We start from the raw sequence: 26,321 nt of genomic DNA, 5'->3' as shown, positions 1-26,321 counted from the left end.
TACTCCGCTCGGCCGATGAACTTGTGGTGAACACGGTTCACGACGTGATTCTCCTTACGGCGCAGGCGTTCCCTGGTGCCACACACGCCACGTCAAGGGCACCCCTGGGCGATATGCGAGGTGTGTCCGGGATGGCGCGTCGAGCACGTGCAGATCCGCCCGCGCGCCCGGGCGGAGCACGCCGACATCGGTCCGGCGCAGGGCCTTCGCGCCGCCGAGGGTCGCCGCGCGCACTGCCTCCTCGACAGACATGCCCATCTGCAGGACAGCGGTCGCCACGCAGAAGCCCATCGACGTGGTGTACGAACTGCCCGGATTCGCGTTGGTGGCCAACGCCACCGTCACTCCCGCGTCGAGCAGCCTGCGGGCAGGCGCGAGCGGTTGACGGGTGGACAGGTCGCAGGCGGGCAGCAGGGTCGCGACGGTGTCCGACGACGCGAGCGCCTCGACGTCTGAGTCGGACAAATGGGAGCAATGGTCGACGCTGGCCGCCCCCATCCGAACCGCGAGCCGCACGCCCGGCCCAGGGCCGAGCTGGTTGCCGTGCACCCGCAGGCCGAGGCCGTGCCGCGCGGCGGCACGCAGGACCCGCTCCGACTGGGCCTCGTCGAACGCGCCCGTCTCGCAGAACACGTCCGCCCAGCGCACCGAGCCCGCTACGGCGTCCAGCATCTCCCCGCAGACAAGATCCACATAGGACTCCGCGTCGGCGCCGGGCGGCACCAGGTGGGCGCCGAGGAAGGTGACCTCGTCGGCGACCGCGGCGGCGATGCGGGCGGCGCGGACCTCGTCGGCCACGGTCAGCCCGTAGCCGGTCTTGGTCTCCAGGCAGGTCGTGCCCTGGCGCACGGCCTCGGACACGTGCCGCCGCAGGTTGGCGGTCAGTTCCGCGTCGGTCGCCGCGCGGGTCGCGTCCACCGTGACCGCGATGCCGCCCGCGGAGTACGGCTGACCGGCCATCCTGGCCTCGAACTCGGCGGTGCGGTCGCCGGCGAACACGAGGTGCGTGTGGCTGTCGACCCAGCCGGGCAACGCGGCGCGGCCCTCGACGTCGATCCGCTCGTCGGCATCCGGCGCGGCCGCGGCGGGGCCGACCCAGGCGATCACGGGCCCGTCGAAGACGATCGCGGCGCCGGTGAGCGTGCCGAGTTCGTCGTCATTCGTGGTCAGCTCGCCGATGCCGGTGATCAGGACTGCCACAGCGCCGCCACCTCCTCGGCGAGCACCGCCGCCGGGCGGTCGACCAGCTGGTGCGCCCGGTCCCGCACGATCCACCGGCCCCCGACCAGGACGTCCGTCACGTCGGCGGCCGAGGCGGCGAACACCGCGCCCGCCGGCTCGGTTCCCGCCGTGCGGACCGAGTCCAGCGCGACCACGACCAGGTCGGCGGGCTCCCCCACGGCCAGCCGTCCGCCGTCACGCCCGAGGGCGGAGCGGCGGGTGCCCGCGGCCACCAGTTCCGCGACGTCGAAGCGCCCCCGCTCCTCCGAAGCGAGCCGTTCGTGCAGTTCGAGTGCCCGCAGCTCCTCGAACGGGTCGATCACGGCCTGGCTGTCGCTGCCCAGGCTCAGCCGCACGCCCGCGTTCGCCAAGCGCCGCGCCTCGCCGATGCCGTCGCCGAGGTCGCGTTCGGTGGTCGGGCAGAAGCAGACCTGCGACAGCAGTCCGATGTCCGCGTCCGTCAGGTGGGTGCCGTGCACCGCGACGGTGTGCGGGCCCAGGACGCCGGCGCGGTCGAGCAGTTCGGCCGGCGTGCAGCCGTGGTGCGCGCGGCAGTCCGCGTTCTCCGCGCGTTGCTCCGACAGGTGGACGTGCAACGGGCCGTCCCAGTCCGCGAAGAACGGGAGCTGCTCGGCTGGGACGGCCCGCACGGAGTGCACGGCCGCCCCCACCAGCGCCGAGTCCGGTTTCAGGGCGGCCACGCGGGTTGCCCAGCCGTCGACGTCCCCATCACCGAACCGCAGTTGCACGCTCGACAGCTCGCGCCCGAAGCCGCCGGTGAGGTAGCAGGCGTCCAGCAAGGTGAGCCGGATGCCCGCGTCCTCGGCCGCCTGGACCAGGGCGTGGCCCATCGCGTTCGGGTCGGCGTAGCGCCGCCCGCCCGGCGCGTGGTGCAGGTAGTGGAATTCGCCGACGGCCGTGTACCCGGCAAGCGCCATCTCGGCGTAGACGCCGCGGGCGAGCCGGTAGTAGGAGTCCGGGTCGAGCCGCTCGGCCAGGGCGTACATCCGCTCACGCCAGGTCCAGAACGTGCCGCGGTCGTGGTGCGTCCGGCCACGCAACGCCCGGTGGAACGCGTGCGAGTGCCCGTTGGCGAAACCGGGCAGCACGAGTCCGGGCAGGGTGCTTCCCTCGCGTGGCGCGCCCGGGCTGACCTCGGTGAAGACACCGTCGGCGATCTGCAGGCGCACCGCGGACGCTAGGCCGTCCGGCAGCCACGCATGCTCGGCCCACAAGGTCGTCATGTCGACAAGGCCTCCAGTACCCGGGTGAGCGCGACCACGCCCTCCTCGACGTCCGCGTCCTCGGCGAACTCCTCCGGCGCGTGGCTGATCCCGGTCGGGTTGCGCACGTAGAGCATGGCTGTCGGCGCGTGCGCGGCGAGAATCGCGGCGTCGTGCCCGGCGCCGGTGGGCAGTTCGGGCGCGTTCAGCAGGCCGGTCAGGCGGTCGCGCAGCGCGGTGTCGAACGTGACGGTGCCGCCGTAGGACTCTTCGATGACGGTGACCGCGCACCCTTCCGCGGCCGCGGCCCGCTGCGCCGCCTCGGTCAGCTCCGCCACCACATCGCGGCTGTTCCCCCGTGCGTCCAGCCACAGGTCCACAGTGGACGGGATGACGTTCGTCCCGCCCGGGTGCGGCACGAGTCGGCCGACCGTGGCCCTTGCGCCCATTGTGGACGCAAGTTTACGGGCGGTGAGCACGGTTTCCGCCGCCGGCAACATCGGGTCCCGGCGATCGCGCAGAATTGTCGTACCCGCGTGGTTCCCTTGTCCGGTGAACGAGAACCGCCACCGCCCGTGTTCCAGGACCGTGCTGCCGACGCCCACCGGCACGTCCAGCGCCCGCCCCTGCTCGACGTGCAGTTCGACGAACGTGCCGATGCGCCCGAGTGCGATGTCGTCACGCCCGAAGTGCCGCGGATCCACGCCCGCGCTCGCGGCAGCGTCGGCGAGTGTCGTCCCGTCCGGATCGCGCAGGGCCCGTGCGCGATCCGGGTCGAGGGCGCCGGTCAGCAGTCGTGAACCGAGGCAGGGCACGCCGAACCGGCCGCCCTCCTCCTCGGCGAAGACGACCACCGCGAAGGGGCGTGCGGGGCGAAAACCGTTGTCCTGCAACCGGGAGACGGCCGCCAGCGCACTGGCCACGCCGAGCGGTCCGTCGAAGGCGCCGCCGCCGGGCACCGAGTCGAGGTGGCTGCCGGTCACCAGCGCGTCCGGTCCCGGCGCACCCCACCACGCCCACAGGTTCCCGTTGCGGTCGGTCTCGACGTCCAGGCCGCGCCGCCCGGCCTGCTCCCGGAACCACTCCCGCATCTCGGTCTCGGCGCGGTCGAACCCGTGGCGGGCGTATCCGCCGCCGGGGGCGCGGCCGACATCCGCGAGATCGTCGAGCAGGCTCACGCCTCCTCCCGCATCGGCACGCGCACGCCACGGTCCCGCGCCACCTCGGTTGCCCTCTCGTACCCGGCGTCGACATGCCGGATCACGCCCATGCCGGGGTCGTTGGTCAGCACCCGTTCGATCTTCTGCGCGGCCAGCGGAGTGCCGTCGGCCACGCACACCTGCCCCGCGTGGATCGAACGGCCCATGCCGACGCCCCCGCCGTGGTGCAACGACACCCAGCTGGCGCCGGAGGCGGTGTTGACCAACGCGTTGAGCAGTGGCCAGTCGGCGATGGCGTCCGAGCCGTCGGCCATCGCCTCGGTCTCGCGGTACGGGGATGCCACGCTGCCGGCGTCGAGGTGGTCGCGGCCGATCACCACCGGCGCGCTCAGCTCACCGGAGGCCACCATCTCGTTGAACCGCAGCCCGGCGAGGTGCCGTTCGCCGTAGCCGAGCCAGCAGATGCGCGACGGAAGCCCTTGGTACGCCACGCGTTCCCCGGCCAGCCGGATCCACCGCGTGAGGGTCTCGTTGTCCCCGAACAGGTCGAGGACGGCGCGGTCGGTCGCGGCGATGTCGGCCGGGTCGCCGGAGAGCGCGGCCCAGCGGAACGGTCCCTTGCCCTCACAGAACAACGGACGGATGTAGGCGGGCACGAAACCCGGGTAGTCGAAGGCCCGCTCACAACCGCCGAGTTTCGCCTCACCACGTAAGGAGTTGCCGTAGTCGAACACTTCAGCACCGGCGTCCAGGAAACCGAGCATCGCGCCCACGTGCTCGGCCATCGACTCGCGGGAGCGGTCGGTGAACTCGTCGGGCTTCGCGGACGCGTAGTCGTGCCAGTCGGCGACGTCGACGCCCCTCGGCAGGTAGGCGAGGGGGTCGTGCGCGGAGGTCTGGTCGGTCACGATGTCCACCTCGAGCCCGCGGCGCAGCAGCTCGGGCAGCACCTCGGCGGCGTTGCCGATCACGCCGACCGACACGGCCTCCCCGGCCTTCTTCGCCTCGGTAACCCGGCGCACGGCGGCGTCCACATCGGACGCGAGCTCGTCGAGGTACCGGGTCTCCAGGCGGCGGCGGGCTCGGGCCGCGTCGCATTCGACGACCAGCGCGGTGCCACCGTTCATGGTGATCGCGAGCGGTTGCGCGCCGCCCATGCCGCCCAGCCCGGCGGTCACGGTGAGCGTGCCGCGCAGCGTGCCGCCGAACCGTTTCTCCGCCACGGCGGCGAATGTTTCGTAGGTGCCCTGCAGGATGCCCTGCGTGCCGATGTAGATCCAGGACCCGGCGGTCATCTGCCCGTACATCGTCAGGCCGAGCTTCTCCAGCCGCCGGAACTCGGGCCAGGTCGCCCAGTCCCCGACCAGGTTCGAGTTCGCGATCAGCACGCGGGGCGCCCACTCGTGCGTGCGGAACACGCCCACCGGCTTGCCGGACTGCACCAGCAGCGTCTCGTCCTGCTCGAGCCCGGTGAGGCAGCGGGTGATCGCGTCGAAGCTCGCCCAGTCGCGTGCGGCCTTGCCGGTGCCGCCGTAGACGACCAGGTCCTGCGGGCGCTCGGCGACCTCGGGGTCGAGGTTGTTGTGCAGCATCCGCAGCGCGGCTTCGGTCTGCCAGTTCTTGGCCGTCAGCGTGGTTCCGCGGGCGGCCCGGACGGTGCGGCTCATGCTTCCTCCAGTGCGGTGAGGGCGGCTCCCGAACGGACGAGTTCCTCGGCTGCCGCGATTTCCGGGGCGAGGTGGCGGTCCGGTCCCGACGGGGCGACGCGTTCCCGGAGCAGGTCGCGGACCGCGGCGGTGACCGGCGCGGGGCGCAGGGGCGCGCGGAAGTCGAGCGCGCGGGCGGCGGTCAGCAGTTCGATCGCCAGCACCGAGGTCAGCCCGTCGACCGCGCGGCACAGTTTCCGCGCCGCGGACCAGCCCATCGAGACGTGGTCCTCCTGCATGGCGCTGCTGGGGATCGAGTCGACCGACGCCGGGACGGCCAGCCGCTTCAGCTCGCTCACGATCGCGGCCTGCGTGTACTGGGCGATCATGTGGCCGGAATCGACACCCGGGTCGTCGGCGAGGAACGCGGGCAGACCGTGCGAGCGCGACACGTCGAGCATCCGGTCGGTGCGGCGCTCGGCGATGCTCGCGACGTCGGCGAGCGGGATGGCGAGGAAGTCCAGCACGTAGGCCAGCGGCGCGCCGTGGAAGTTGCCGTTCGACTCGACCCGGCCGTCGGCGAGGACGACCGGGTTGTCGATGGCGGCGGCGAGTTCCCGGTCGGCGACCAGTTCGGCGTGCGCGACGGTGTCCCTGGCCGCTCCGTGAACCTGGGGCGCGCAGCGCAGCGAGTAGGCGTCCTGCACGCGGGTGCACTCCGGTCCGCGATGGCTGGCGACGATCTCCGAATCCGCGAGCGCGGCGAACATCCGGCGCGCGGAGCGGGCCTGCCCGGGGTGCGGGCGCAGCTCCTGCAGGTCGGCCGCGAACGCCCGGTCGGTGCCGAGGAGTGCCTCGACGCTCATCGCGGCCGTGAGGTCGGCGGTGTCGAGCAGGCGGTTCAGGTCGTCCAGGGCGAGGACGAGCATGCCGAGCATCCCGTCGGTGCCGTTGGTGAGGGCCAGTCCCTCCTTCTCGGCGAGGGTCACGGGCGCGATCCCGGCCTCGGCGAGGGCCTGCGCGGCGGGACGGCCGTCGAGCACCTCGCCCTCGCCCATCATCGCCAGTGCGACGGCCGCGAGCGGCGCGAGGTCGCCCGAGCAGCCGAGCGAGCCGTACTCGTGGACGACCGGGACGATGCCGGCGTTGAGCATCGCGGCCAGCGCGTCCGCGGTCGCCGGGCGGACGCCGGTGTGCCCGGAGGCGAGGGTGCGCAGGCGCAGCAGCATGAGGGCGCGCACGACCTCCGCCTCGACGGCGGGGCCGGTGCCGGCGGCGTGCGAGCGGATCAGGGAGCGTTGCAGGGCGGTGCGGCGGTCGGGCGGGATGTGCCGGATCGCGAGTGCGCCGAAGCCGGTGGAGATGCCGTAGGTCGGCTGGTCGGCGTCGGCGAGGGCGTCGATGTGGCGGCGGGTCTCGCCGAGGGTCTTGCGGACCTCGTCGGTGAGCTCGACCTTCCCGCCGTGCCGCGCGACGGCGACGACCTGCTGCCGGTCGAGTGGTCCGGAGTCCAACCGCACTGTGCTCATGCCGTCATTGCACTCCGCCGCGGGGGTGGCCGGTGGTCCCCGCGGGGTGGTTGTGTCTGGTATCCCAGACAGATGACGGATGTCCCCGCTCTGCGCCGTGGTCTGGCGGTGTTGCGGGTCCTGGCGGCGCGGCCGGGGCCGATCTCGGCCGCCGCGATCGCGCGGGAGCTGGACCTGCCGCGGTCGACGACGTACCACCTGCTGGCGGAGCTGGAGGCCGCGGGTTTCGTGGTGCACCTGGCGGCCGAGCGCCGGTACGGGCTGGGGATCGCCGCGTTCGAGCTGGGTTCGGCGTACCTGCGGCACGACCCGCTGGAGCGGCTGGCGGCGCCGTTGTTGCGGAAGCTGGCCGATCGGGTGGGGCACACCGCGCAGCTGGGGGTGCTGCACGGGAACGAGCTGCTGTACCTGGTGAAGGAAAGGCCGTCCGCGCCGGAGACGCTGGTGACCGATGTGGGTGTCCGGTTGCCGGCGCACCTGCCGGCGAGCGGCCTGGTGTTGCTGGCTCACCTGCCGCACGCGCACGTCCGGGCGCTGTACCCGCGCTCGTTCGTCACGCGGACCGGCCGGGGCCCGGCGTCGCCCGCCGAACTGCGGCAGGCGCTGGCCGCGGTGCGGTCACGCGGCTGGGCGGTGGAGGACGGCCAGGTGACGGCCGATTTCGCCTCGGTGGCGCACGCGGTGTTCGACCACAACGGGCGCCCACTGGCGTCGGTGGCGGTGACGTTCCGGCACGTCTGTGAAACCGGGTGCACGCGAACCTGGCCCGACCTGGCCCAGGAAGCCGCCGCGACAGCAGCCGCACTGACACGCCAGGTAGGCGGCAAACCCCCACCCACCTGACACCGCGCGCCCAAACAGGCGACGCTTCTCATCAGACCCAATCCCAATTTCGGAACGCCCAACGCACCCACAGCGAAGCGCCCCTGGCGAAGCCAGCAGCGAAGCACCACCGGAACTCACCCACCCGACGCAACCAGCGGCAGATGGGGGTCCAGGGGGCGAAGCCCTCCTGGCGGGGGCCTGGGGGTTCGACCCCCAGAGAAAACGACGAAGGCCGAGGCCTGCGAGCGTTCTCCGCGAGCAGACCCCGGCCTTCGGCCGAGTGGAGGTGCCGGGAATTGAACCCGGGTCCTCTGGCGCCTTGCCTAGGCTTCTCCGTGCGCAGTTCGCTGTGCCTCTACTCGGCCCCACCGGTCACGCGAACAAGCCGGTGTGACGGGCCCAGCCGCTGTGGTTTTCCCTTCCGGTCCCCGCGGCCGGGTCCGGAAGGTGAGCCTCCTAGCTGATGCCGGCTACCGGGACGGAGGCGCTCCCGGGCCGACAGACTCGCACTCGCTCAGGCAGCGAGGGCGAAGTCGCGCTGACTATTAGTCTTGGCGCTTATTTGGTTACGACGACGCTTAACGGTGGTCTCTCGCCTGCACCGGCACGCTTCCCTTGACTCAACGTCCAGAGTCGAAACCGTTCACCCCCTTGATGGTGTTCCGTTACCAGCATAACGCCCCCGGCAACCGGGTTTGTTCCGCACCGGTGGGGTTGTCCCTACCCCGGTGACGCCCGCGCGCCCCATGGCTCACCAGCGGGAACCTCGCGATGCTGGTCCCGTGTTGCAGAGAGAGGAACGGATCATGGGGCCGACGTATTCCGCGCTGGACGGCACGCGGCCGCGCCCTCCGGTGCTCGGCGCGCTGGGGTACCTGCTGTGCAACCTGCCGCTGGGTGTGGCCGGGTTCGCGTTGATGGTGACGTTGTTCACGGTCGGCCTGGGCACCGCGATCGTGTGGGTGGGGCTGCCGGTGCTGGCCGTCGGGGTGCTGATCGCCCGCGCGGCCGGCCGGTTCGAGCGTGCCAGGGTGTACCGGATGCTGGGCGCCTACATCGCGACGCCCTACAAGCCGCTGCCCGAGTTCGGCGTGAAGGCCCGCTGGCGAGCGCGGCTGACCGACGGCGCGACCTGGCGGGACGTCCTCTACCTGGTGCTGCTGCTGCCGCTCGGGATCGCCGAGTTCACGATCGTGGTCATCTTCTGGTCGGTCGGGCTGGCCGCGACGGCACTGCCGTTCTACTGCCAGTACCTGCCCGGGGGCGCGTACTTCTTCCCGTCGGGTGACCTGCGGTGGATCGCGGTCGACTCGGCGGTCGACGCGCTGCCGTGGGCCGCGCTGGGGTTGATCGTCCTGGCGTGCGCGATCGCGCTGACCCGCGGCATGGGCACGGCTCACGCGCTGTTCGCCCGGGCCGTGCTCGGTCCGGGGCCCCGGGCCCGCAGGCTCGTCGAATCGGACACCGAGCGCCCTGGTGCGGTGGCATGATGAGCGTCGTGGCCGGTGAGCACGGGCCGATCGAGCAGCCGCGTCCGGGGGCCGCCAAGTCGATCGCGTACATGATCTCCTCCATCGCGTTGCGCCTGGTCCAGTTCGTGCTGGTCGTGACGCTCAGCCTGGTGGGGATCGCGACGACGGTGATCTGGGTCGGCATCCCGATCCTTCTGTGGACCACGAGCATGGTGCGTGGTTTCGGTGACCTGGAGCGCCGCTGGGTGCGCCGGATGCTGGGCACTCCCCTGCCGCCCGCCGACCGCGCGCCGGTCGAGGGCGGGGTGCTGCGCCGGTGGCGGATGCGCCTGGTGGACAGCACGACGTGGCGGGACCTCGCCTACCTGCTGATCGCGTTCCCGCTGAGCGTGGTCGAGTTCGCGGTCGGCCTCGCGTCGATCGTGCTGGTGCCGATGGCGATCTGGGTCGCGCCGTGGATCGGCTGGGTGCACGGTTCGCTGGCCATCGCGCTGCTGGGACCGAACCGCGCGGAACGGCTGCGCGTGAAGGCGCAGCAACTGCAGGCGTCGCGGGCGCGCGGGGTGGACGCCGCCGAGGCCGAGCGCCGCCGGATCGAGCGGGACCTGCACGACGGCGCGCAGCAGCGGCTCGTCGCGGTGGCGCTGAACCTGGGCCGGGTCAAGAACAAGCTGGACAAGGAACCGGACGCGGTCCGCGCGCTGATCGAAGAGGCGCACACCGACGCCAAGCTCGCGGTGTCGGAGCTGCGGGACCTCGCGCGCGGCATCTACCCGGCGGTGCTCGGCGACCGCGGCCTCGACGCGGCGTTGTCCGCGCTGGCGGCCAAGACGCCGATCCCGGTGGAGGTCTCGGTCGACATCGAGCCGCGCCCGCCGGCCGCCGTCGAGACCACTGCGTACTTCATCGCCGGTGAGACGCTCACCAACGTCGCCAAGCACTCCGGCGCGACGGAAGCGCAGGTCAAGGCCTGGCGCACGGACGACAAGGTGATCATCGAGATCACCGACAACGGGCACGGCGGCGCCGAGGTGCGCCCCGGCGGCGGGCTGGCCGGGCTGGCCGACCGGGCCGCCACCATCGACGGCGTGATGACGGTGGTGAGCCCCAAGGGCGGGCCGACGGTGGTGCGAGCCGACCTGCCGTGTACCTGGTGACCCGGTTCGTGAGTGAATAGGGCGAATTCACTCACGAACTGGGGGTTGGCGGAATGCGTGTGGTGATCGCCGAGGACGCGGTCCTGCTGCGGGCCGGGGTCGAGCGGTTGCTCGCCGACGAGGGAATCGAGACGGTCGCCGCGGTCGACCGCGGCGACGAGCTGGTCGGCGCGGTCACCGAGCACCGGCCGGACCTGGCGATCGTCGACGTCCGGATGCCGCCGACGTTCACCGACGAGGGCTTGCGCGCCGCGCTGGCGGCGCGCGAGGCGGTGCCGGGCCTGCCGGTGCTGGTGCTTTCGCAGTACGTCGAGGAGAGCTACGCGGTCGAGCTGCTGTCCGGCGGGGCAGGCGGCGTCGGCTACCTGCTGAAGGAACGCGTGGCCGACGTGGCCGACTTCCTCGACGCGGTACGCCGTGTCGCACGGGGCGGCACGGCCATCGATCCGGAGGTGATCGCGCAGGTCATGGCCCGTGGACGGAAGAACCCGCTGGACGCGCTCACGGCGCGGGAGTCCGAGGTGCTCGGGCTGATGGCGCAGGGCCTGTCCAACTCCGCGATCGCCGCGTCGCTGGTCGTCTCGCACGGTGCCGTGGAGAAGCACATCGGCAACATCTTCGCCAAGCTCGGGCTGGAGGCCAGCGCGGAGGAGCACCGCCGGGTCCGCGCGGTCCTCACCTACCTCGGCCGCCCCTAGCTGTTGTGACTCGTGAGGTCGTGGACGGCGTGTCGGGTTGATTGTGGGGAGGGCCTCCGGGCGGAGTGGGTGTTGCGACGCATCCACTACCAGCCCTGGCGCGGATCGCTGAACAGCTCGGAGTGGCCCGTTCCACGGTCTACAAGTGGCTGACGCGGCACCGGGAGGAGGGCGACGCCGGATTGGCTGACCGTTCCTCCCGTCCACATCACAGCCCGTGGGTCCAGCACTACAACACTGGACGCGCACACTCCGCCCTAGCAGGCCACCCACCCATCACCCGACTGCCCTGACCCTCCACAACCTGTCAGGTCACAACACCTAGCGCGTCCAGGGCGGCACGATCGTCGCGCCGCCCACCGTGCCGACCATCCCGGCCGACGTGCACACCGTGGCCCGCGCCGGCTCCGTGCCGGGGTTGTCCAGCCGGAACAGGGTGTCCGGGGGCACGATCACCGCGTCGCCGGGGGCGAGCCGGTGGACTTCGCCGCCGAGCGTCAGTTCGAGCACCCCGGACTGCAGCACGAACACCTCCTCGCGGCTCACCGAGTGCTCCTCGCCGGTCAGCTCCGGCTCGAGCTCCAGCAGCCAGACCGCCAGCTCGGCGGACCCGCGGCTGGGCACGGCCAGCGGGCGGAACACCGCACCGCCGCGCTCGAACCGGGGCGCATCCGCCAACGTCGCGACAGGCATTTCCGACCTCCAAGTAGTCAAGCAGGTTTACCAGTTTTAAGGTAAAGAAGCTTGACCATCTAGTCAAGGAGCTTGACCATGACCGCTGGCGACATGCCGGGACTGCTCGCGCTGACCTTCCGCGCGCTGATGGACGAGATCCACGAGCACCTCGCCGCCGAGGGGTTCGACGACGTCCGCCCGGCGCACGGCTTCGTGTTCCACTTCCTGTCGCACCGCCCCGCCACGGCCGTCGAGCTCGGCGAGCACCTCGGCATCACCAAGCAGGCCGCCGTGCAGCTCGTCGACGAACTGATCACCCGCGGGTACGTCGAACGCCGGCCGCACCCGACCGACCGGCGCAGCAGGCTGGTCGTCCTGACGCCGCGCGGCCGTCAGTGCGTCGACCGGCTGGTGGCGCACTCGCGGGCAGCCGAAGAACGGTGGGTGCACCTGATCGGCGCCGGCGATTTCGCCCGGATGCACCAAGGGTTGTCGGCGTTCGCGGACGATATGGCGCGACACCGGAGGGTCACCGTCCGTCCGGTGTGGTGAATCGCTCCTCACCCGTTCTGACGGCGGCGCCCGGTCCGCCGCTCACCTACCATGGGCGGACGTTGACATCGTTTCCCCGCACGAGGAGGGCCCCATGACCGAAGAGAACGTCCGGTTCTTCGGTGGCCCACTCGACGGCCGGGTCCAGACGCTAGACGACCCGGTGAGCGGCACGGTCATGCGGCACGTCCACCTGCACGAGGGCCCCAAGATCGAGACCTTCTACCAGCTCGGGTTCTCCCCGGAGGCCGGCTGGGAGTACCGGCTCTGCGGCCTGCCCGCCTCCGAGGTCGACGAGGCTCGCGAGCTGTAGGTAGGGCGGACCCCACCACGGTCCTGCACCTGTCCCCCGCCCGAAGACGGCGGTCTGCCCGGCTGTGCCCGGCACCCGTTCCGACCAGGCTGAACGCATGCGAACAAGCCTGCGGCAGGCCCCGGCGGGAGCCCGCGACACCTTCCTCGACGTGGTCCGCGCGACCGCGATCCTCGCCGTCATCGGGCAGCACTGGCTGATGCCCGTGCTCAGCTACGACCACGGCCGTCTCGCGACCGGCAACGCCTTGACCACCCCGGGCTGGTGGGCGCTGACCTGGCTGTCCCAGGTCATGCCGATGGTCTTCTTCGCCGGTGGCGCGGCCAACCTGATGTCGCTGCGCCGCGCCGCGTCCACGCGCGACTGGCTGTCCACGCGGCTCAAGCGCCTGCTGGTCCCGGTCCTGCCGCTGTTCGCGGTGTGGCTGCTGGCGCCGGACCTGCTGCGCGACCTCGGCGCGCCGGAGCAGCCGGTGCAGATCGCCGGCGCGATCGCCGGGCAGTTGCTGTGGTTCCTCGCCGTCTACCTGATCACCGTGGCCGCGACTCCGCTCATGCTGGCGGCACACCGCCGCTGGGGACTGCGCGTGCCGCTGGTGCTCACCGGGCTCGCGGTGATCGTCGACTTCGGACGGTTCGAGGTGTTCGGGCCGCTCGGTTACGCCAACGCGGTGTTCGTCTGGCTCGCGGTGCACCAGCTCGGCTTCTCCTACGCCGAGGGCAGGCTCGGCACGCTGACCCGTCGTGGCGCGGCCGCGCTCGCCGTGGCCGGGTTCGGGGTCACCGCGCTGGCCGTCGCGTTCGGCCCGTACCCGGCGAGCATGATCGGCATGCCGGGCGCGCCGGTGTCCAACATGAGCCCGCCGACCGCGGTGCTGATGAGCCTCGCCGTCGGGCAGGCCGGGTTCTGGCTGGCGCTCAAGCCCACGCTGGCCACGCTCGCCGAGCGCCCCGCCGTCGCCGCCGTGCTGCGCTGGAGCGGGCCGCGGTTCATGAGCATGTACCTGTGGCACATGCCCGCGCTGGTCGTCGTCGCCGGAATCGCCGTGCTGGGCTTCGGTTACGCCACACCGGAACCCGGCAGCGTGGACTGGTTCGCCGTCGCCCCGCTGTGGGTCGGCGCGGCGGGAGTCGTGCTGGCCGGTCTGCTGAAGGCGTTCGGGCGCTTCGAAACCCGGCCCAGCCCCGCGGGCGGCGTCCCGGCCGGACAGCTCGCCGCCGCTGCCGTGCTCGCGTCCGCCGGGCTGCTCGGCCTGGCCGCGAAGGGGTTCACCACGCCGCTGGACGCCGGGATGCTCGCCGGTCCCGTGCCGTGGGTGGCGCTGGTGCTGGCCGGGCTGCTGCTGGCGGGGAAGCCGGTGCGGGTCGCCGTCAGAGGTTGAGCAGCTTCGCCGGGGTGTCGTGCAGGACGGCCCGCAGGAAGTCGTCCCCGAGGCGGTCGTCGGCAGCCCAGCCGGCGACCGCCCGCAGCTGTGTGGCGTAGGAGTAGGGGATGTTCGGGAAGTCGGTGCCGAGCACGACCCGGTCGGCGATGTCCGCGAGCCGGCTCGTCCAGTCCGGCGGCAGCGGCATCAGCGCCTCGGTGAACGGGACGCCGACCATCGTGGTGTCCAGGTGCACGCGCGGGTACCGCTCGACCAGCGCGAGCGCCTCGGCGTACTCGGGCATCCCCGCGTGCGCGAGCACCGCGGTCAGCCGCGGGTGCCGGGCGAGCACCTCGCCGAACACGTCGAGCCCGGTGTGCGGGCCGCGCTCGGGCCCGTGCCCGGCGTGCACGACGACGGGCACCCCGGCCTCGGCGAGCGCACCCCACGCGGGGTCGAGCAGCTCGTCCCTCGGGTCGTAGGCGCCGACCTGGACGTGCGCCTTGAAGCAGCGGGCGCCGGCCTGCAGCGCTTCGACGACGTAAGTGGCCGCCGACGGTTCCGGGTAGAGCGTCGCCGTGGGCACCGCGGCCGGGACGCGTTCGGCGAACTCGCGCAGCCAGCCGTTGAGCCACTCGGCCATGCCGGGCTTGTGCGGGTAGGCCAGCGGCGCGTACCTCAGCACACCGAACGATTCGAGCAGCGCGACCCGCTCGTCCTCGGCCACCCGGTACTGGATGGGCCACTCGTAGCCCGTGCGCTCACCGATCCGGTCGAAGTAGGCCCAGACCTTGACCAGCATCCGTGCCGGCAGGAAGTGCAGGTGCAGGTCGACGAGACCGTCCAGGCCGAGGCCGCGCACCCAGTCCCGGATGTCCTCGTCGCGCTCCGGCCCCACCTAGCGGCGGCCCTTCAACGCCCTGCCCACGGCGCGGCTGATCTCGCGCTGGGCGTCGCGCTTGGCCAGGTCCTGGCGCTTGTCGTAGGCCTTCTTGCCCTTGGCGAGGGCGAGCTCGACCTTGACCTTGCCGTCCTTGAAGTACATGGACAGCGGGACGAGCGAGAGCCCGCCCTCCTTGGTCTTGCCGATCAGCTTCTCGATCTCGCCGCGGTGCAGCAGCAGCTTCCGCTTGCGCCGCGACTCGTGGTTGGTCCACGTGCCGTGCTCGTACTCGGGGATGTGGAGGTTGCGCAGCCACACCTCACCGTCGTCGACCGTGGCGAACGCGTCGACCAGCGAGGCGCGGCCCGCGCGCAGGCTCTTCACCTCGGTGCCCACCAGCGCGATCCCGGCCTCATAGGTGTCCAGCACCGCGTAGTCGTGCCGCGCGCGGCGGTTCGACGCGATCACCTTGGAGCCTCGTTCTTTGGGCATAGTTCCAGGTTATCCCACACGTCCCGGCTGGAGCACGGCGTTAATGCCGCACGTAGAGCCGCAGCGTCAGGTACCCGGTGGTGGCCGAGATGATGATCGACGCGAGCAGCAGCCACGGCGCCACCACGATCACGTCGAGCACCTGGATGTTCGGGATGATGCCGCCGGTGACGGACAGGATGCGGTCGATGAACGCGAACTTCGCCGCGATCAGGCCGCCGACCGCGATCGCCCAGCCGATGACGCCGGTGACCACCGCTTCCAGGAGGAACGGCAGCTGTGTGTACCAGCGGGTGGCGCCGACGAGCCGCATGATGCCGACCTCGGTGCGCCGCGTGAACGCGGAGATCTGCACCGTGTTGGAGATCAGCAGCAGCGCGGCGAGTGCCTGGATGAGCGCGATGACGAAGGTGCCGTCGCGGACGCCGCCGAGCACGCCGAAGAACCGGTCGAGGAACTGCTTCTGGTCGTCGACGCGGGACACGCCGGGCCGGGTGCCGTACTCCTGGGTGATGACGTCGCTGCGGCTCGGGTCCTTGAGCTTGACCTGCAGCGATGCGGGCAGCGCCTCGGGGCGGGCGGACTGGACCAGGATCGGGTTGTCCTGGAAGAGCTTCTTGAACCGCTCGTAGGCCTGGTCGCGGTTTTCGAACACGACGGAGTCGACGGCCGGGTTGCTGTTCAGGTCGGCCAGCAGCCCGCGGCACGGGTCCTGGGTGCAGGTCTTGTCGTTGGCGCTGACGTCCTGGGTCAGGTAGAGCGAGACCTCGACGTCGGCCATGTAGTTGACCTGCATTTTGTCGATGGTCCGCACGATCAGCAGGCCGCCGCCGAGCATGCCGAGCGAGATGGCCGTGGTGATGATCATCGCGATGGTCATCGTGATGTTGCGGCGCAGGCCGGTGAAGACCTCGCTGAACACGAAACTGGCACGCATCGGGGGGTGGTTCCTCAGGTCGGGGGCAGGCGGGGGGTTCGGGGTGACTCAGCGGCCGACGCCGTACACGCCCCGGGCGTCGTCGCGGATCACCTTGCCGAGCTGGAGCTCGACGACCCGGCGTCGCATGGAGTCCACGATGGAGTGGTCGTGGGTGGCCATCAGGACGGTGGTGCCGGTGCGGTTGATCCGCTCCAGCAGCAGCATGATGTCCTGGCTGGTGTCGGGGTCGAGGTTCCCGGTGGGCTCGTCGGCCAGCAGCACGAGCGGCCGGTTCACGAACGCGCGGGCGATCGCCACCCGCTGCTGCTCACCACCGGAGAGCTCGTGGGGCATGCGGTCGGCCTTCCCTTCCAGCCCGACCAGCTCGAGGACCTCCGGCACCACCTTCTTGATGGTGTGCTTCGGCTTGCCGATGACCTCGAGCGCGAACGCGACGTTCTCCGCGACGGTCTTGTTGCCGAGCAGGCGGAAGTCCTGGAAGACGCACCCGATGGTCTGCCGCAGGCGGGGGACCCTGCGGCGGGCCATCTTGGCCACGTCGAAGTTGGACACGAAGACCCGGCCCTTGGTGGGGACCTCCTCGCGCAGGAGGAGGCGCAGGAACGTCGACTTGCCGGACCCGGAGGGCCCGATCAGGAAGACGAACTCGCCCTTGTCCACGTCGACCGACACGTTCTCGAGTGCGGGACGCGTCGACGTCTTGTAGACCTTGGAGACACTGTCGAGCCGAATCACGGTGGGCAATCCTACCCATGGGCGTCGTTAAGCCCGGGTTGGCCTATTGCGTCCGGCGCGGCGGTTACGCAGCGTTGGCCTGCTTGCGCCAGCGGATACCGGCCTCCAGGAAGTCGTCGATCTCCCCGTCGAGCACGGAGCTGGGGTTACCCACCTCGTGCTCGGTGCGGAGGTCCTTGACCATCTGGTACGGGTGCAGAACGTAGTTGCGCATCTGGTTGCCCCAGCTGCTGCCGGAGTCCTTGAGCGCGTCGAGCTCGGCCCGTTCCTCCTCCTTCTTCTTGAGGAGGAGCTTGGCCTGGAGGACCTTGAGCGCGGCGGCCTTGTTCTGCAGCTGCGACTTCTCGTTCTGGCAGGAGACGACGATGCCGGTGGGCAGGTGGGTGATGCGCACCGCGGAGTCGGTGGTGTTGACGCTCTGCCCGCCGGGGCCCGAGGAGCGGAACACGTCGACCCGGATGTCCTTCTCCGGGATCTCGACGTGGTCGACCTCCTCGACCTCGGGCAGCACCTCGACGTGGGCGAACGACGTCTGGCGGCGGCCCTGGTTGTCGAACGGGGAGATCCGGACGAGCCGGTGGGTGCCCTGTTCGACGGACAGGGTGCCGTAGATGTAGGGCGCGGCGACCTTGAAGGTGGCCGACTTGATGCCGGCCTCTTCGGCGTAGGAGATGTCGTAGACGTCGGTCGGGTAGCCGTGGCGCTCGGCCCAGCGCAGGTACATGCGCAGGAGCATCTCGGCCCAGTCGGCCGCGTCGACGCCGCCGGCTTCCGCGCGGATGGTGACCACCGCGTTGCGGTCGTCGTACTCGCCGGAGAGCAGGGTGCGGACCTCGAGGGCGTCCACTTCCTTCGCGAGGCGGGTCAGCTCGCCTTCGGCCTCGGCCTTGCTGGCGTTGTCGCCCTCGGCCTCGGCGAGCTCGTGGAGCACCTCGAGGTCGTCGAGCCGCTGGCGCAGGTCGGTGACCCGGCGCAGCTCGGCCTGCCGGTGGGACAGCTGACTGGTGACCTTCTGCGCGGCCTCCGGGTCGTCCCACAGGTTGGGGTTGGACGCCTGCTCTTCCAGGTCAGCCACCTGGGCACGCAGGGCGTCGAGGTCCATGACGGACTCGACCTGCGTCAGCTTGCCGGCGAGATCCTTCAGGTCGGCTGCGAAGTCACCACTCACAACCTTCAAGGTTACGGCACGGGGCGCGGCCGGTTACGGGAACCGGCCGCTTGGGGCCCCGTGGCCGCTCAGGCGTCCGGGATCGCGTCGATCAGCTTCAGCGCCGCGCGGGCGTGCGCCTGGCCGAATTCGGCGATGGCCTTGGTGTAGGGGTCGCCCGCTGCCTTGACGGCGGCCCTGGCCTCGTCCAGGTCCTCCTGGTAGCTGGCCCTGGCCGTCTCGATGAGGCCGGCGCGCTGCTTCGCGGTGAGCGAGGCGGCGTGCACGAGGCGCAGGATCAGGGGGCTGCGGAGGTGGTCGGGGCCGGCGTCGGAGGTCAGCCAGGCCTTGAAGGCCTTCTTCCCGGCGGCGGTGATCACGTACTGCTGGCTGGAGCGCGGACCTTGCTTGCCGAGCCGGACGAGCCCTTCCTTGGCGAGGGCGGGCAGCTCACGGTAGACCTGGCTGCGGGTGACGCTGAAGAACGTCCCGAACCGCTCCTCCGCCGCCGCAACCAGCTGCCCCCCGGTGGCCGGGCCGTCCTGGAGCAGGCCGAGCAATGCCGCTGCTGTTGCATTGAGTTCAGACACCCCTACAAGGTGCCACTTTTCCGCCGATCTGTCCACAGTGGTCACGATCAATGTCCACAAAGGTCATTACCTTCCCCCGTCCGGCCCAATCGGGGGTGCCCCAAGCGCACGAAAAAGGCCCGGTCCGTGAAGACCGGGCCTTTTCCCTGGTAGCGGGGACAGGATTTGAACCTGCGACCTCTGGGTTATGAGCCCAGCGAGCTACCGAGCTGCTCCACCCCGCGCTGTAAGACCCACTATACACACCCCACCCTAACCCCCAAACCTGGCCCCCCAGTCCACACGAGACACCCCCAGCCCCCTGGCGTCCGCGCCCAACCCCAGCTGACCCATTGCCCCAGCGCCGCCAGGCGCGAAGGGCAAACCCGGCCCCGCCCCACCCAACCGAACGTCCCCACAGATCCGGCACCGCGCGGGGGGTGCAGGGGGCTCGCCCCACTCACCGGGACGTCTCCACCCAATCCGGCACCGCAGGGGGTGCAGGGGACTCGCCCCACTCACCGGGACGTCCCCACAGATCCGGCACCGCGCGGGGGTGCAGGGGGCTCGCCCCCTGCCGGGGGCCTGGGGGTCCGACCCCCAGAAGACACAACGAAGAGAGGCCCCCGATCCGCGCTTTCCGCGGATACAGGGGCCCCTGCCTCTCGTAGCGGGGACAGGATTTGAACCTGCGACCTCTGGGTTATGAGCCCAGCGAGCTACCGAGCTGCTCCACCCCGCGTTGTGAGAATGAGTTTACGCCTCGGTTGCGGGGGTGTGCGCACCGGGTGCCGGAAGCAGCTCCGGCACCCGGTGGGGTGGGTCATCCGCCCGGCTGGGGAGGCGCCGAGGTCGTCTGGGCGGCCTTGGCGTTCTCGTAGGCGCGGGCGGCGGCGTCGAGCGCGGCGAGGGCCTCGCCCTGTGCGGCGAAGTTGCCGCTCTGCTGGGCCTGCCGGAGCCGTTCGAGCGCCGACTGGATGTCGGCGACGGCCTGGTCGAGGGCCGGGCTGCTGCCGGTGCCGCCGGTGGCAGGCGGGTTCGTCGGCGTGGTGCTCGGTGTCGGCGTGTTGGTCGTCGGTTGTTGCTGGGTCGGGGAGGTCGCCGCCTGGCCTGCCTGGTCGCCGAAGACCTGTTTCAGCGCGTCGGCCAGCGTGGACGCGAACCCGACCTTGGACCCGTAGGACACCAGCACGCGGGCGAGCTGCGGGTAGCTGTTCTGGTTGCGTTGCTGGATGTAGACGGGTTCGACGTAGAGGAACCCGCCACCGACCGGCAGGGTGATCAGATTGCCGAAGATCACCGTGACGCTCTGGTTGCTGAACAGGGTCCGTTCCTGGGCGAACCGGGAGTCGCTCTGGAACCTGTTCTGGACCTGCACCGGGCCGTCGACCTGGCTGTTGCCCGCCGCTGTGGTGGGTAGCCGCAGGACCTTGATGGCGCCGTAGTCGTCCGGGTCGGAGGACACGGTCATCCAGGCCGCGAGGTACTGCCGTTGCAGGGCGGTGAGCGGGCTGGTCAGCTGGAACGTCGTGCCGCTCTGCCCCGGCGCCTGCGCCAGCACGTAGTAGCCGGGCTGGTTGGCCAGGCCGGAGGCGTCCAGGTTGGTGCCGCCCTCCTGGGTCGGGTCCTGGGGCACGTTCCAGAAGGTGTTGGTCGTGTAGAACTCCTGCGGGTCGGTGACGTGGTACTTCGTCAGGAGTTCGCGCTGGACCTTGAACAGGTCCTCCGGGTACCGGAAGTGCGACCGCAGTTCGGGGCTGACCTCGCTGCCCGGCTTGACCAGGCCGGGGAAGACCTGCTCCCAGGCCTTGAGGACCGGGTCCTTGTCGTCGACCGAGTAGAGGGTGACGGTGCCGTTGAACGCGTCGACGGTCGCCTTCACCGAGTTGCGGATGTAGTTGATGTTGTTGTTGGCCTGGCGGGCGACGCCGGCGAGGGTGTCCTCGGTGGCGGCGCCGAGCGGCGTCTGCTGGGAGTACGGGTAGTTGTTCAGCGTGGTGTAGCCGTCGACGATCCAGACGATCTTGCCGTCGACCACCGCCGGGTACGGGTCGCCGTCGACGGTGAGCCACGGCGCGACCTTGCTGACGCGCTGGCGCGGGTCGCGGTTGTACATGATCTTCGAGCCGTCGCTGATGGCGTCGGAGAAGAGGATGTTCCGCTCGCCGTACTTGGCCGCGAAGGCGAGGCGGTTGAACCAGTTGCCGAGGTTCACGCCGCCGGTGCCGTCGTAGCGGTAGTTGCTGCTGCTGGCGCTGTCGTACTCGCCGGGCGCCCGGCCTTCCTGGCCGCCGACGATGGCGTAGTCGTTGGTGAGCTCGCCGTAGTAGATCCGCGGCTCGGTGACCGCGATGCCCGGCGCGGTGGGGTTGGCCGGGTTGATGCCGGCGCCGGTCGGGTTCTGCGTGTCGCTGGTGACCGCGATCGGGTAACCGCCGTCGCTGTTGGCGCTGCTCACCGCACGGTCGATCGTGTTGGCCGGAGCCGCCACGAACCCGTTGCCGTGCGTGTAGACCATGTGCTTGTTGATCCAGTTGGTCTGGTTGCCGGTGAGGTTGGCGGTGTTGATCTCACGGGCAGCGACCACGTAGTCCTGCAGCCTGCCGTCGATCTCGTAGCGGTCGATGTCGAGCTTCTGCGGGAAGCCGTAGAAGTTCTCGCGGCCGACCCGCTGGGTGAAGGTGGGCGCCAGTACGTTCGGGTCGAGCAGGCGGATGTTCGGCACCGTCGTGGTGTCCGCGCTGATCTCTGACGCGGTGGCCTGCCCGGTGCCGGTGTAGTCCTCGTACTGGACGTTGTTGAGCCCGAACGCGGACTTCGTCGCCTCCATGTTGCGACTGATGGAAAGCGCTTCCTTCTGGTTGGCGTTCGGCTTGACCGAGAACTGCTCGAGGATCGCCGGCCAGGCGACGCCGACCAGCACGCCGGACAGGATCAGCAGCACCAGCGCGATCGCGGGCAGCTGGATGTTGCGCAGGAAGGCGCCGGCGAAGAATGCCACGGCGCAGATCGCGGAGATGCACAGCAGGATCAGCTTCGCGGGCAGCACCGCGTTCAGGTCGGTGTAGGTGGCGCCGTAGAACAGCGGGGCGTTGCGGTCGGAGAACAGCAGGTTGTAGCGGTCGAAGTAGTACTCGACGGCCTTCAGCAGCACGAACAGGCCCGCGGTGACGGCGAGCTGGACGCGGGCCGAGCCGGCGAGCTGGCCGCCGCGGCCGGCGAGCCGGATGCCGCCGAACAGGTACTGCGCGATGAGCGCGCCGATGAACGAGATCGTCACCGCGACGAACAGCCAGCCGAGCAGCCACTGGTAGAAGGGCAGCGTGAAGGCGTAGAAGCCGATGTCGTTGCCGAACTCGGGGTCGGTCTGGCCGAAGCTCGTGCCGTGCAGGAACAGCTGGATGCGCTGCCAGTCGCCCTCGCCGGTCGCGCCCGCGATGAGGCCGGTGACCAGCGGGATGCCGATGCCGAACAGCCGGATGCGGCCGACCACGGCCGAGCGGTAGCGGGCCAGCGGGTCGTCGGCGCCGGAGACCGGGACGAACACCGGCCGCGTGCGGTAGGCGATCCACAGGCTGAGCGCGAGCGAGCCGCCGACCAGCAGCCCGATCGCGAAGAACAACACGATGCGGGTGACGACCATCGTGTTGAAGACCTGGCGGGCTTCGACCTCGCCGAACCACAACCAGTCGACGTAGGTGTCCAACAGGCGCGCGCCGAGTAGCAGCGCCAGGACGATCACCGCGGCGATGATCAGCAGTACCCGGCTGCGACGGGACAGTTTCGGCAGGCTCACTGGGGGCCGACTGGCCACTGCGCACGCTCCTGTTGTCTTGGTCCGCTGGCGGGGCGACCCGTAATGCAGGACACCCCTGAACCCCTAACTGTAGGAGGGCCGCCGCGGGTTCCCCGACCGGCCCGAATCGGACACGTCCGGCGGGCACCTGACACGATGAGGAGATGGCATCGGAAGTCAACCCCGCCACCGGTCCGGCCATCGCGGCGCTGGCCCGTGAGGTGGAGGAGTTCGTGGCCGCCGCCGGGTGGGACCAGGCTCCTCAGCTGTTCGCGCTGGTCCCGACCGCGTCGCTGCTCCGCGAGCAGCCGGAGCTGGCCGGGCAGCTCGACCCGTCGAGCGCGCTGACCCCGGTGGCGCAGGAGCCGCTGCCCGAGGGTGACCTGGCGGAGGCGCTGGGGCGGATCGCCTGGCCGGACGTCGTGCTCGGTTGCGCGCTGGCCCAGGAGATCATCGTGCTGCCCCCGAGCGCCGAGTCGGAGCTGTCCGACTCCGGCGACGCGGAGCGGCTGCGGCAGGCCGCGGCGGACCACCCCGACCGGACGGAGGCGCGCCTGGTGGCGGCCGTGCTGAGGGACGGCCCAGGAGCCTGCGTCATGCGGCTGCGGGGCTACACGAAGGCGGAGGACGCCGAGCCCACCGACGAGATCGTCGAGCACCCCGACCTGGCGCCCAACCTGCTGGAAGCGCTTCGAGCCACGCTGGCCCCCTGACCTCGGCGCCCGGCCGCGTGGGGCCGCGCTCCACGCCGGGTGTCTTGAGTCCCTCCACCCGGTCCGACGAGCCCCTCGCTCCCGCACCGTGTCCCCACGCGCGGCGCCCACGGACAACCGCGTGAATCCGGGCGGTCCCGTACCGGGTCCCACCACTCGGTGCCCACGGACAACCGCCCGGGTCCGGGCGCTCCCCACTCAGCGCCACATGCCCACGCCGTGCCCCATGGCTGGCGTCAGGGCCGCACCCACGGCCACGCCGCGGCCCACACCGAGCGCCACCCGAGCCGCACATCCACCGTCAAGCGCCCTCAGCTCGGCGCCGCGTCTCCACGCTCGACGCCCAAGCACGCGTCCCGGCACTCCCACTCGGAGCCGCGGCCGTCACGCACCCGGCGCGGGTCAGCAGGACGGCGTGGGCTGCCCCGCCTTGAGCGCGTCCAGCGCCGAGAGCGCGCTGTTCAGGTCGGTCACCTTGACCAGCTTCAGCCCGTCCGGCGCCGCGGCGGAGGCCTCCGCGCAGTTGGCCTCGGGCGTGAGGAACACGGTGGCGCCTGCCTCGCGCGCGGCGACGACCTTGAACGAGATCCCGCCGATCGGCCCGACCTGCCCCTTCTCGGTGATCTCCCCCGTGCCTGCGATGTGCTCACCCGCCACCATCTCGCCCGGGGTGAGCCGGTCGACGATCGCCAGCGCGAACATCAGGCCGGCCGAGGGGCCGCCGACGTCCTGCAGCGAGATCTTCACGTCGAAGGGCACGTCGGCCCGGTCGATGGGCTGCAGGCCCATGAACCCCTGCTTCTTGGACGGGTCCGGGTTCGCGGCGAGCGTGATCTGCTCGGTGCGGGGAGGCTCGGTGCCGTGCTGGAACGTGATCGGCACGGTCTGGCCCGGGGTGGTGTCGGCGAGCGCCGCGGTGACGTCGTCCTCGTTGGTGATGGTGCGGCCGTTGACCGACAGCAGCCGGTCGCCCGCGGCGAGGACCCGGCTGGCCGGGGTGTTGTCGACGATCGTCTGCGCGAGCACCTTGACCGGGAAGCCGAGGTGGCGCAGCGCGGCGACCTCGGCGTTGCTCTGCGAGTCCTGGAACTGCTGGACGTTCTCCTGCTGGACCTGCTCGTCGCTCTCGCCGGGGCGGAAGTACTCTTCGCGCGGCGCGAGCGCGTACCGGCCGCTGACCCACAGGCCGAGCGCGCCGAACAGGCTGATCTCGTCGTTGAGCGAGACGGTGGTCATGCGCAGCTCGCCCGCGGTCGGGTAGGTCTGCTGCCCGTCGATCTCGACCACCTGGACGCCGTTGACCTGGCCGAGCGTGTCGTAGGTCGGGCCGGGGCCGATCGCCACGTAGGGCACCTGGACGAACGCGCCGATGAGCCCGAACACCACGATGAGGACACCGCTGGTCACGACGGTCCAGCCGCGCCGGGTCATGCCGGCGCGCTCGCGGGGCCGCGTCGCGCGGTGCCCGTTGCGGGCCTGGTCGCCGTCGTCGGGTTTGGTGCCGGTCGCGGCGCCGGGAGCAGTGCTGTCGTCGCGGGACTCGCTCACGGTCCACAGCGTACGGTGACCGGCCCGCACGCTCGATCACCAGGCCTTGATCGCGCCGAGCGAAATCGGACACCTCTGGCGGGGTCACGGCTGCTCCGGCCGCGTACGGTGGGGGTATGAGCAATCTCCCGTTCGGCTTCGGGCCCCCGGATCCCGACAAGCCCGGTGACAACGGGCCGTCGGAGGGCGGCCAGCAGCCCGGCGCCGACGCGTTCAACCAGCTCGGCCAGATGCTGAGCCAGCTCGGGCAGATGCTGAGCCAGGCCGGCAGTTCGTCGGGCCCGGTGAACTACGACCTCGCCAAACAGATCGCACTGCAGAAGCTCAGTGGAAGCGCCGGCGGCACGATGGGTTTCGCCTCGAGCGGCGACGCCGACAGCGCCGTGCGGGACGCCGGGCACCTCGCGGAGCTGTGGCTCGACGCGGCGACGATCCTGCCCGCGGGCGCGTCGGTGACCGCGGCGTGGTCCCCGCGCGACTGGGTGCAGAAGACGCTGCCGACGTGGCAGCGCCTGTGCGACCCGGTGGCCCAGCAGGTGTCGGGCGCGTGGGTGGAGGCGCTCCCCGCCGAGGCGAAGCAGGCCGCCGGTCCGCTGCTGTCGATGGTCGGCCAGATGGGCGGGATGGCGTTCGGCTCGCAGCTGGGCAACGCGCTCGCGCAGCTCGCGTCGGAGGTGCTGACCTCGACCGAGGTGGGTCTGCCGCTGGGTCCGGAGGGGACGTCGGCGCTGCTGCCCGCGAACATCGAGAAGTTCACCGAGGGGCTGGAGCTGCCGAGCAGCGAGGTCCTGGTGTTCCTGGCCGCGCGGGAGGCGGCGCACCAGCGCCTGTTCTCGCACGTGCCGTGGCTGCGGCAGCGCCTGCTTGCGACGGTCGAGGAGTTCGCGCACGGCATCAAGGTCGACACTTCGGCGCTGGAGCAGCTGGCCGGCCAGGTCGACCCGTCGAACCCGGCGAGCATCGAGGAGGCGTTGTCTTCGGGGCTGCTGGAGCCCCAGACGACGCCCGAGCAGCAGGCGGCGCTGAACCGGTTGGAGACGCTGCTCGCCCTGGTGGAGGGCTGGGTGGACGTGGTGGTCGCCGACGCGGTCGGCGACAGGCTCCCGGGGGCCGACGCCCTGCGTGAGACGCTGCGCCGCCGCCGCGCGACGGGCGGCCCGGCCGAGCAGACGTTCGCGACGCTGGTCGGGCTCGAGCTGCGGCCCCGGCGGATGCGGGCGGCGTCCGCGCTGTGGAAGCTCGTGGGCGACCGGCACGGCGCCGAGAAGCGGGACGGCCTGTGGTCGCACCCGGACCTGATGCCGTCGGCTGAGGACCTGGACGACCCGTTGGAGTTCGCCGAGCGGCTGGGCAAGCCGGGCGAGCTGGACGACCCGATGGCGGAGCTGGAGCGCACCAAGCCGGAGGACAAGGGCGACCCCGGCAAGGACGACGAGCCCGGCAACTGACCCCCGCGGTCACACAACCGAGCCGGCTGGGGCGCGGCGGCAAGCCCCGCCCCAGCCGAGCGACCTGCTGCGCCCCTTGGCGCTCACGGCCGCCGCCGATCGAGGCTGCCGTTGCCACCGTCGCCATGCAGCCCATCCGCGCTGATCAACGCCCAGGGCCCGTCGCATTCACGCCGCAGCCGGACCACAGGCACGACGCCGCCACCATCGCGGAAC

The 26,321-nt window shown here is 71.3% G+C and carries 23 protein-coding genes, 2 tRNA genes, 1 other RNA gene and 1 pseudogene; 10 read left to right on the top strand and 17 right to left on the bottom strand.

Annotated features, from left to right (window positions below; all coding sequences use genetic code 11):
• Positions 1-54: 54 nt before the first annotated feature.
• Genes hutI through hutH form a run of 5 tightly spaced genes read right to left on the bottom strand, consistent with a single transcriptional unit; the run spans position 55 to position 6,779 of the window.
• Entirely contained in the window at positions 55-1,200 is a 1,146-nt protein-coding gene (gene hutI, locus ABZ215_RS12590; protein WP_354949552.1) for an imidazolonepropionase, read from the bottom strand.
• Entirely contained in the window at positions 1,188-2,465 is a 1,278-nt protein-coding gene (locus ABZ215_RS12585; RefSeq protein ID WP_354949551.1) for a formimidoylglutamate deiminase, read from the bottom strand. Before ABZ215_RS12585 ends, hutI begins: the two co-directional genes overlap by 13 nt.
• On the bottom strand, positions 2,462-3,622 hold the full coding sequence (locus tag ABZ215_RS12580; RefSeq protein WP_354949550.1) for an allantoate amidohydrolase: 1,161 nt from the start codon (positions 3,620-3,622) through the stop codon (positions 2,462-2,464). The genes ABZ215_RS12585 and ABZ215_RS12580 overlap by 4 nt, the downstream gene beginning before the upstream one ends.
• Positions 3,619-5,271, bottom strand: coding sequence for a urocanate hydratase (hutU, locus tag ABZ215_RS12575; RefSeq protein WP_354949549.1), 1,653 nt, complete (start codon positions 5,269-5,271; stop codon positions 3,619-3,621). The genes ABZ215_RS12580 and hutU overlap by 4 nt, the downstream gene beginning before the upstream one ends.
• Positions 5,268-6,779, bottom strand: coding sequence for a histidine ammonia-lyase (hutH, locus tag ABZ215_RS12570; RefSeq protein WP_354949548.1), 1,512 nt, complete (start codon positions 6,777-6,779; stop codon positions 5,268-5,270). The genes hutU and hutH overlap by 4 nt, the downstream gene beginning before the upstream one ends.
• Before the next feature lie 72 nt (positions 6,780-6,851).
• On the opposite strand from hutH, the gene ABZ215_RS12565 reads away from it, so the two are divergent.
• Positions 6,852-7,622 carry an IclR family transcriptional regulator gene (locus ABZ215_RS12565; RefSeq protein ID WP_354949547.1) on the top strand — a complete coding sequence of 257 codons (771 nt, stop codon included), beginning with the start codon at positions 6,852-6,854 and terminating at the stop codon, positions 7,620-7,622.
• A 260-nt stretch (positions 7,623-7,882) separates the two neighbouring features.
• On the opposite strand, the gene ssrA is transcribed toward ABZ215_RS12565, so the two are convergent.
• Positions 7,883-8,255, bottom strand: a transfer-messenger RNA (tmRNA) gene (gene ssrA, locus ABZ215_RS12560).
• A 155-nt stretch (positions 8,256-8,410) separates the two neighbouring features.
• Here ssrA and ABZ215_RS12555 point away from each other — a divergent pair.
• From ABZ215_RS12555 to ABZ215_RS12540, 4 genes and pseudogenes are all read left to right on the top strand, one after another.
• Entirely contained in the window at positions 8,411-9,094 is a 684-nt protein-coding gene (locus tag ABZ215_RS12555) for a sensor domain-containing protein (protein WP_354949590.1), read from the top strand.
• Complete coding sequence (locus ABZ215_RS12550; protein ID WP_354949589.1) at positions 9,094-10,233, top strand: sensor domain-containing protein; 1,140 nt, start codon at positions 9,094-9,096, stop codon at positions 10,231-10,233. Before ABZ215_RS12555 ends, ABZ215_RS12550 begins: the two co-directional genes overlap by 1 nt.
• 53 nt (positions 10,234-10,286) lie before the next feature.
• Complete coding sequence (locus ABZ215_RS12545) at positions 10,287-10,931, top strand: response regulator transcription factor (protein ID WP_020417607.1); 645 nt, start codon at positions 10,287-10,289, stop codon at positions 10,929-10,931.
• A gap of 98 nt (positions 10,932-11,029) precedes the next feature.
• Positions 11,030-11,140 (top strand): annotated as a pseudogene (locus ABZ215_RS12540) (leucine zipper domain-containing protein); the annotation flags it as partial.
• A 112-nt stretch (positions 11,141-11,252) separates the two neighbouring features.
• On the opposite strand, the gene ABZ215_RS12535 reads toward ABZ215_RS12540, so the two are convergent.
• On the bottom strand, positions 11,253-11,624 hold the full coding sequence (locus tag ABZ215_RS12535; RefSeq protein ID WP_354949546.1) for a cupin domain-containing protein: 372 nt from the start codon (positions 11,622-11,624) through the stop codon (positions 11,253-11,255).
• 78 nt (positions 11,625-11,702) lie between these two features.
• Here ABZ215_RS12535 and ABZ215_RS12530 point away from each other — a divergent pair, with 78 nt between their 5' ends.
• The 3 genes from ABZ215_RS12530 (at position 11,703) to ABZ215_RS12520 (ending at position 13,852) form a co-directional block, all read left to right on the top strand.
• Complete coding sequence (locus ABZ215_RS12530) at positions 11,703-12,158, top strand: MarR family transcriptional regulator (RefSeq protein WP_354949545.1); 456 nt, start codon at positions 11,703-11,705, stop codon at positions 12,156-12,158.
• A gap of 94 nt (positions 12,159-12,252) precedes the next feature.
• On the top strand, positions 12,253-12,471 hold the full coding sequence (locus ABZ215_RS12525; RefSeq protein WP_020417604.1) for a hypothetical protein: 219 nt from the start codon (positions 12,253-12,255) through the stop codon (positions 12,469-12,471).
• A gap of 97 nt (positions 12,472-12,568) precedes the next feature.
• Entirely contained in the window at positions 12,569-13,852 is a 1,284-nt protein-coding gene (locus ABZ215_RS12520; RefSeq protein WP_354710804.1) for an acyltransferase, read from the top strand.
• On the opposite strand, the gene ABZ215_RS12515 is transcribed toward ABZ215_RS12520, so the two are convergent.
• The 9 genes from ABZ215_RS12515 to ABZ215_RS12475 form a co-directional block, all read right to left on the bottom strand.
• Positions 13,842-14,732, bottom strand: coding sequence for an amidohydrolase family protein (locus ABZ215_RS12515; RefSeq protein ID WP_354949544.1), 891 nt, complete (start codon positions 14,730-14,732; stop codon positions 13,842-13,844). The genes ABZ215_RS12520 and ABZ215_RS12515 overlap by 11 nt on opposite strands.
• Positions 14,733-15,209 carry an SsrA-binding protein SmpB gene (smpB, locus tag ABZ215_RS12510; protein WP_026153846.1) on the bottom strand — a complete coding sequence of 159 codons (477 nt, stop codon included), beginning with the start codon at positions 15,207-15,209 and terminating at the stop codon, positions 14,733-14,735. It lies immediately after the preceding gene.
• A 40-nt stretch (positions 15,210-15,249) separates the two neighbouring features.
• Positions 15,250-16,146 carry a permease-like cell division protein FtsX gene (gene ftsX, locus ABZ215_RS12505; protein ID WP_017987099.1) on the bottom strand — a complete coding sequence of 299 codons (897 nt, stop codon included), beginning with the start codon at positions 16,144-16,146 and terminating at the stop codon, positions 15,250-15,252.
• 48 nt (positions 16,147-16,194) lie between these two features.
• The gene (gene ftsE / locus ABZ215_RS12500; RefSeq protein WP_017987098.1) at positions 16,195-16,884 is read right to left on the bottom strand and encodes a cell division ATP-binding protein FtsE; all 690 of its coding nucleotides are present in this window, start codon (positions 16,882-16,884) and stop codon (positions 16,195-16,197) included.
• Between the two features lie 64 nt (positions 16,885-16,948).
• A complete protein-coding gene (prfB, locus tag ABZ215_RS12495; protein WP_020417601.1) occupies positions 16,949-18,052 on the bottom strand; it encodes a peptide chain release factor 2 in 1,104 nt (367 codons plus the stop codon).
• A gap of 68 nt (positions 18,053-18,120) precedes the next feature.
• Positions 18,121-18,621, bottom strand: a complete 501-nt coding sequence (locus ABZ215_RS12490) for a PadR family transcriptional regulator (RefSeq protein ID WP_027935800.1) — start codon at positions 18,619-18,621, stop codon at positions 18,121-18,123.
• Positions 18,622-18,768: 147 nt separating this feature from the next.
• Positions 18,769-18,845 (bottom strand) — tRNA-Met (locus ABZ215_RS12485).
• Positions 18,846-19,268: 423 nt separating this feature from the next.
• A tRNA-Met gene (locus ABZ215_RS12480) sits at positions 19,269-19,342 on the bottom strand.
• A gap of 81 nt (positions 19,343-19,423) precedes the next feature.
• The gene (locus ABZ215_RS12475) at positions 19,424-22,396 is read right to left on the bottom strand and encodes a UPF0182 family protein (RefSeq protein WP_020417599.1); all 2,973 of its coding nucleotides are present in this window, start codon (positions 22,394-22,396) and stop codon (positions 19,424-19,426) included.
• Between the two features lie 164 nt (positions 22,397-22,560).
• On the opposite strand from ABZ215_RS12475, the gene ABZ215_RS12470 reads away from it, so the two are divergent.
• Complete coding sequence (locus ABZ215_RS12470; protein WP_237337544.1) at positions 22,561-23,109, top strand: PPA1309 family protein; 549 nt, start codon at positions 22,561-22,563, stop codon at positions 23,107-23,109.
• A 402-nt stretch (positions 23,110-23,511) separates the two neighbouring features.
• Here the strand turns inward: ABZ215_RS12470 and ABZ215_RS12465 are convergent, their stop codons facing one another.
• Positions 23,512-24,657: a PDZ domain-containing protein gene (locus ABZ215_RS12465; protein WP_237337543.1), complete on the bottom strand. Its 1,146-nt coding sequence runs from the start codon at positions 24,655-24,657 to the stop codon at positions 23,512-23,514.
• Between the two features lie 116 nt (positions 24,658-24,773).
• Between ABZ215_RS12465 and ABZ215_RS12460 the strand changes: the two genes are divergently transcribed.
• Positions 24,774-26,105 (top strand): zinc-dependent metalloprotease, encoded by a 1,332-nt coding sequence (locus ABZ215_RS12460; RefSeq protein WP_237337542.1) that lies wholly within the window; start codon positions 24,774-24,776, stop codon positions 26,103-26,105.
• Positions 26,106-26,321: the final 216 nt, after the last annotated feature.

It is taken from the genome of Amycolatopsis sp. NPDC006131 (assembly GCF_040614175.1).
GTDB classification, from domain to species: domain Bacteria; phylum Actinomycetota; class Actinomycetes; order Mycobacteriales; family Pseudonocardiaceae; genus Amycolatopsis_E; species Amycolatopsis_E tucumanensis.
This window is presented reverse-complemented; position numbering and strand designations above follow the sequence as displayed.

What these genes read in the sequence shown, in the direction of transcription:
- ABZ215_RS12585 (WP_354949551.1), bottom strand. Translation starts at nt 2,465, where the DNA reads ATGACGACCTTGTGGGCCGAGCATGCGTGGCTGCCGGACGGCCTAGCG.
- hutU (WP_354949549.1), bottom strand. Translation starts at nt 5,271, where the DNA reads ATGAGCCGCACCGTCCGGGCCGCCCGCGGAACCACGCTGACGGCCAAG.
- hutH (WP_354949548.1), bottom strand. Translation starts at nt 6,779, where the DNA reads ATGAGCACAGTGCGGTTGGACTCCGGACCACTCGACCGGCAGCAGGTC.
- ABZ215_RS12565 (WP_354949547.1), top strand. Translation starts at nt 6,852, where the DNA reads ATGACGGATGTCCCCGCTCTGCGCCGTGGTCTGGCGGTGTTGCGGGTC.
- ABZ215_RS12555 (WP_354949590.1), top strand. Translation starts at nt 8,411, where the DNA reads ATGGGGCCGACGTATTCCGCGCTGGACGGCACGCGGCCGCGCCCTCCG.
- ABZ215_RS12550 (WP_354949589.1), top strand. Translation starts at nt 9,094, where the DNA reads ATGAGCGTCGTGGCCGGTGAGCACGGGCCGATCGAGCAGCCGCGTCCG.
- ABZ215_RS12545 (WP_020417607.1), top strand. Translation starts at nt 10,287, where the DNA reads ATGCGTGTGGTGATCGCCGAGGACGCGGTCCTGCTGCGGGCCGGGGTC.
- ABZ215_RS12535 (WP_354949546.1), bottom strand. Translation starts at nt 11,624, where the DNA reads ATGCCTGTCGCGACGTTGGCGGATGCGCCCCGGTTCGAGCGCGGCGGT.
- ABZ215_RS12530 (WP_354949545.1), top strand. Translation starts at nt 11,703, where the DNA reads ATGACCGCTGGCGACATGCCGGGACTGCTCGCGCTGACCTTCCGCGCG.
- ABZ215_RS12525 (WP_020417604.1), top strand. Translation starts at nt 12,253, where the DNA reads ATGACCGAAGAGAACGTCCGGTTCTTCGGTGGCCCACTCGACGGCCGG.
- ABZ215_RS12520 (WP_354710804.1), top strand. Translation starts at nt 12,569, where the DNA reads ATGCGAACAAGCCTGCGGCAGGCCCCGGCGGGAGCCCGCGACACCTTC.
- smpB (WP_026153846.1), bottom strand. Translation starts at nt 15,209, where the DNA reads ATGCCCAAAGAACGAGGCTCCAAGGTGATCGCGTCGAACCGCCGCGCG.
- ftsX (WP_017987099.1), bottom strand. Translation starts at nt 16,146, where the DNA reads ATGCGTGCCAGTTTCGTGTTCAGCGAGGTCTTCACCGGCCTGCGCCGC.
- ABZ215_RS12470 (WP_237337544.1), top strand. Translation starts at nt 22,561, where the DNA reads ATGGCATCGGAAGTCAACCCCGCCACCGGTCCGGCCATCGCGGCGCTG.
- ABZ215_RS12460 (WP_237337542.1), top strand. Translation starts at nt 24,774, where the DNA reads ATGAGCAATCTCCCGTTCGGCTTCGGGCCCCCGGATCCCGACAAGCCC.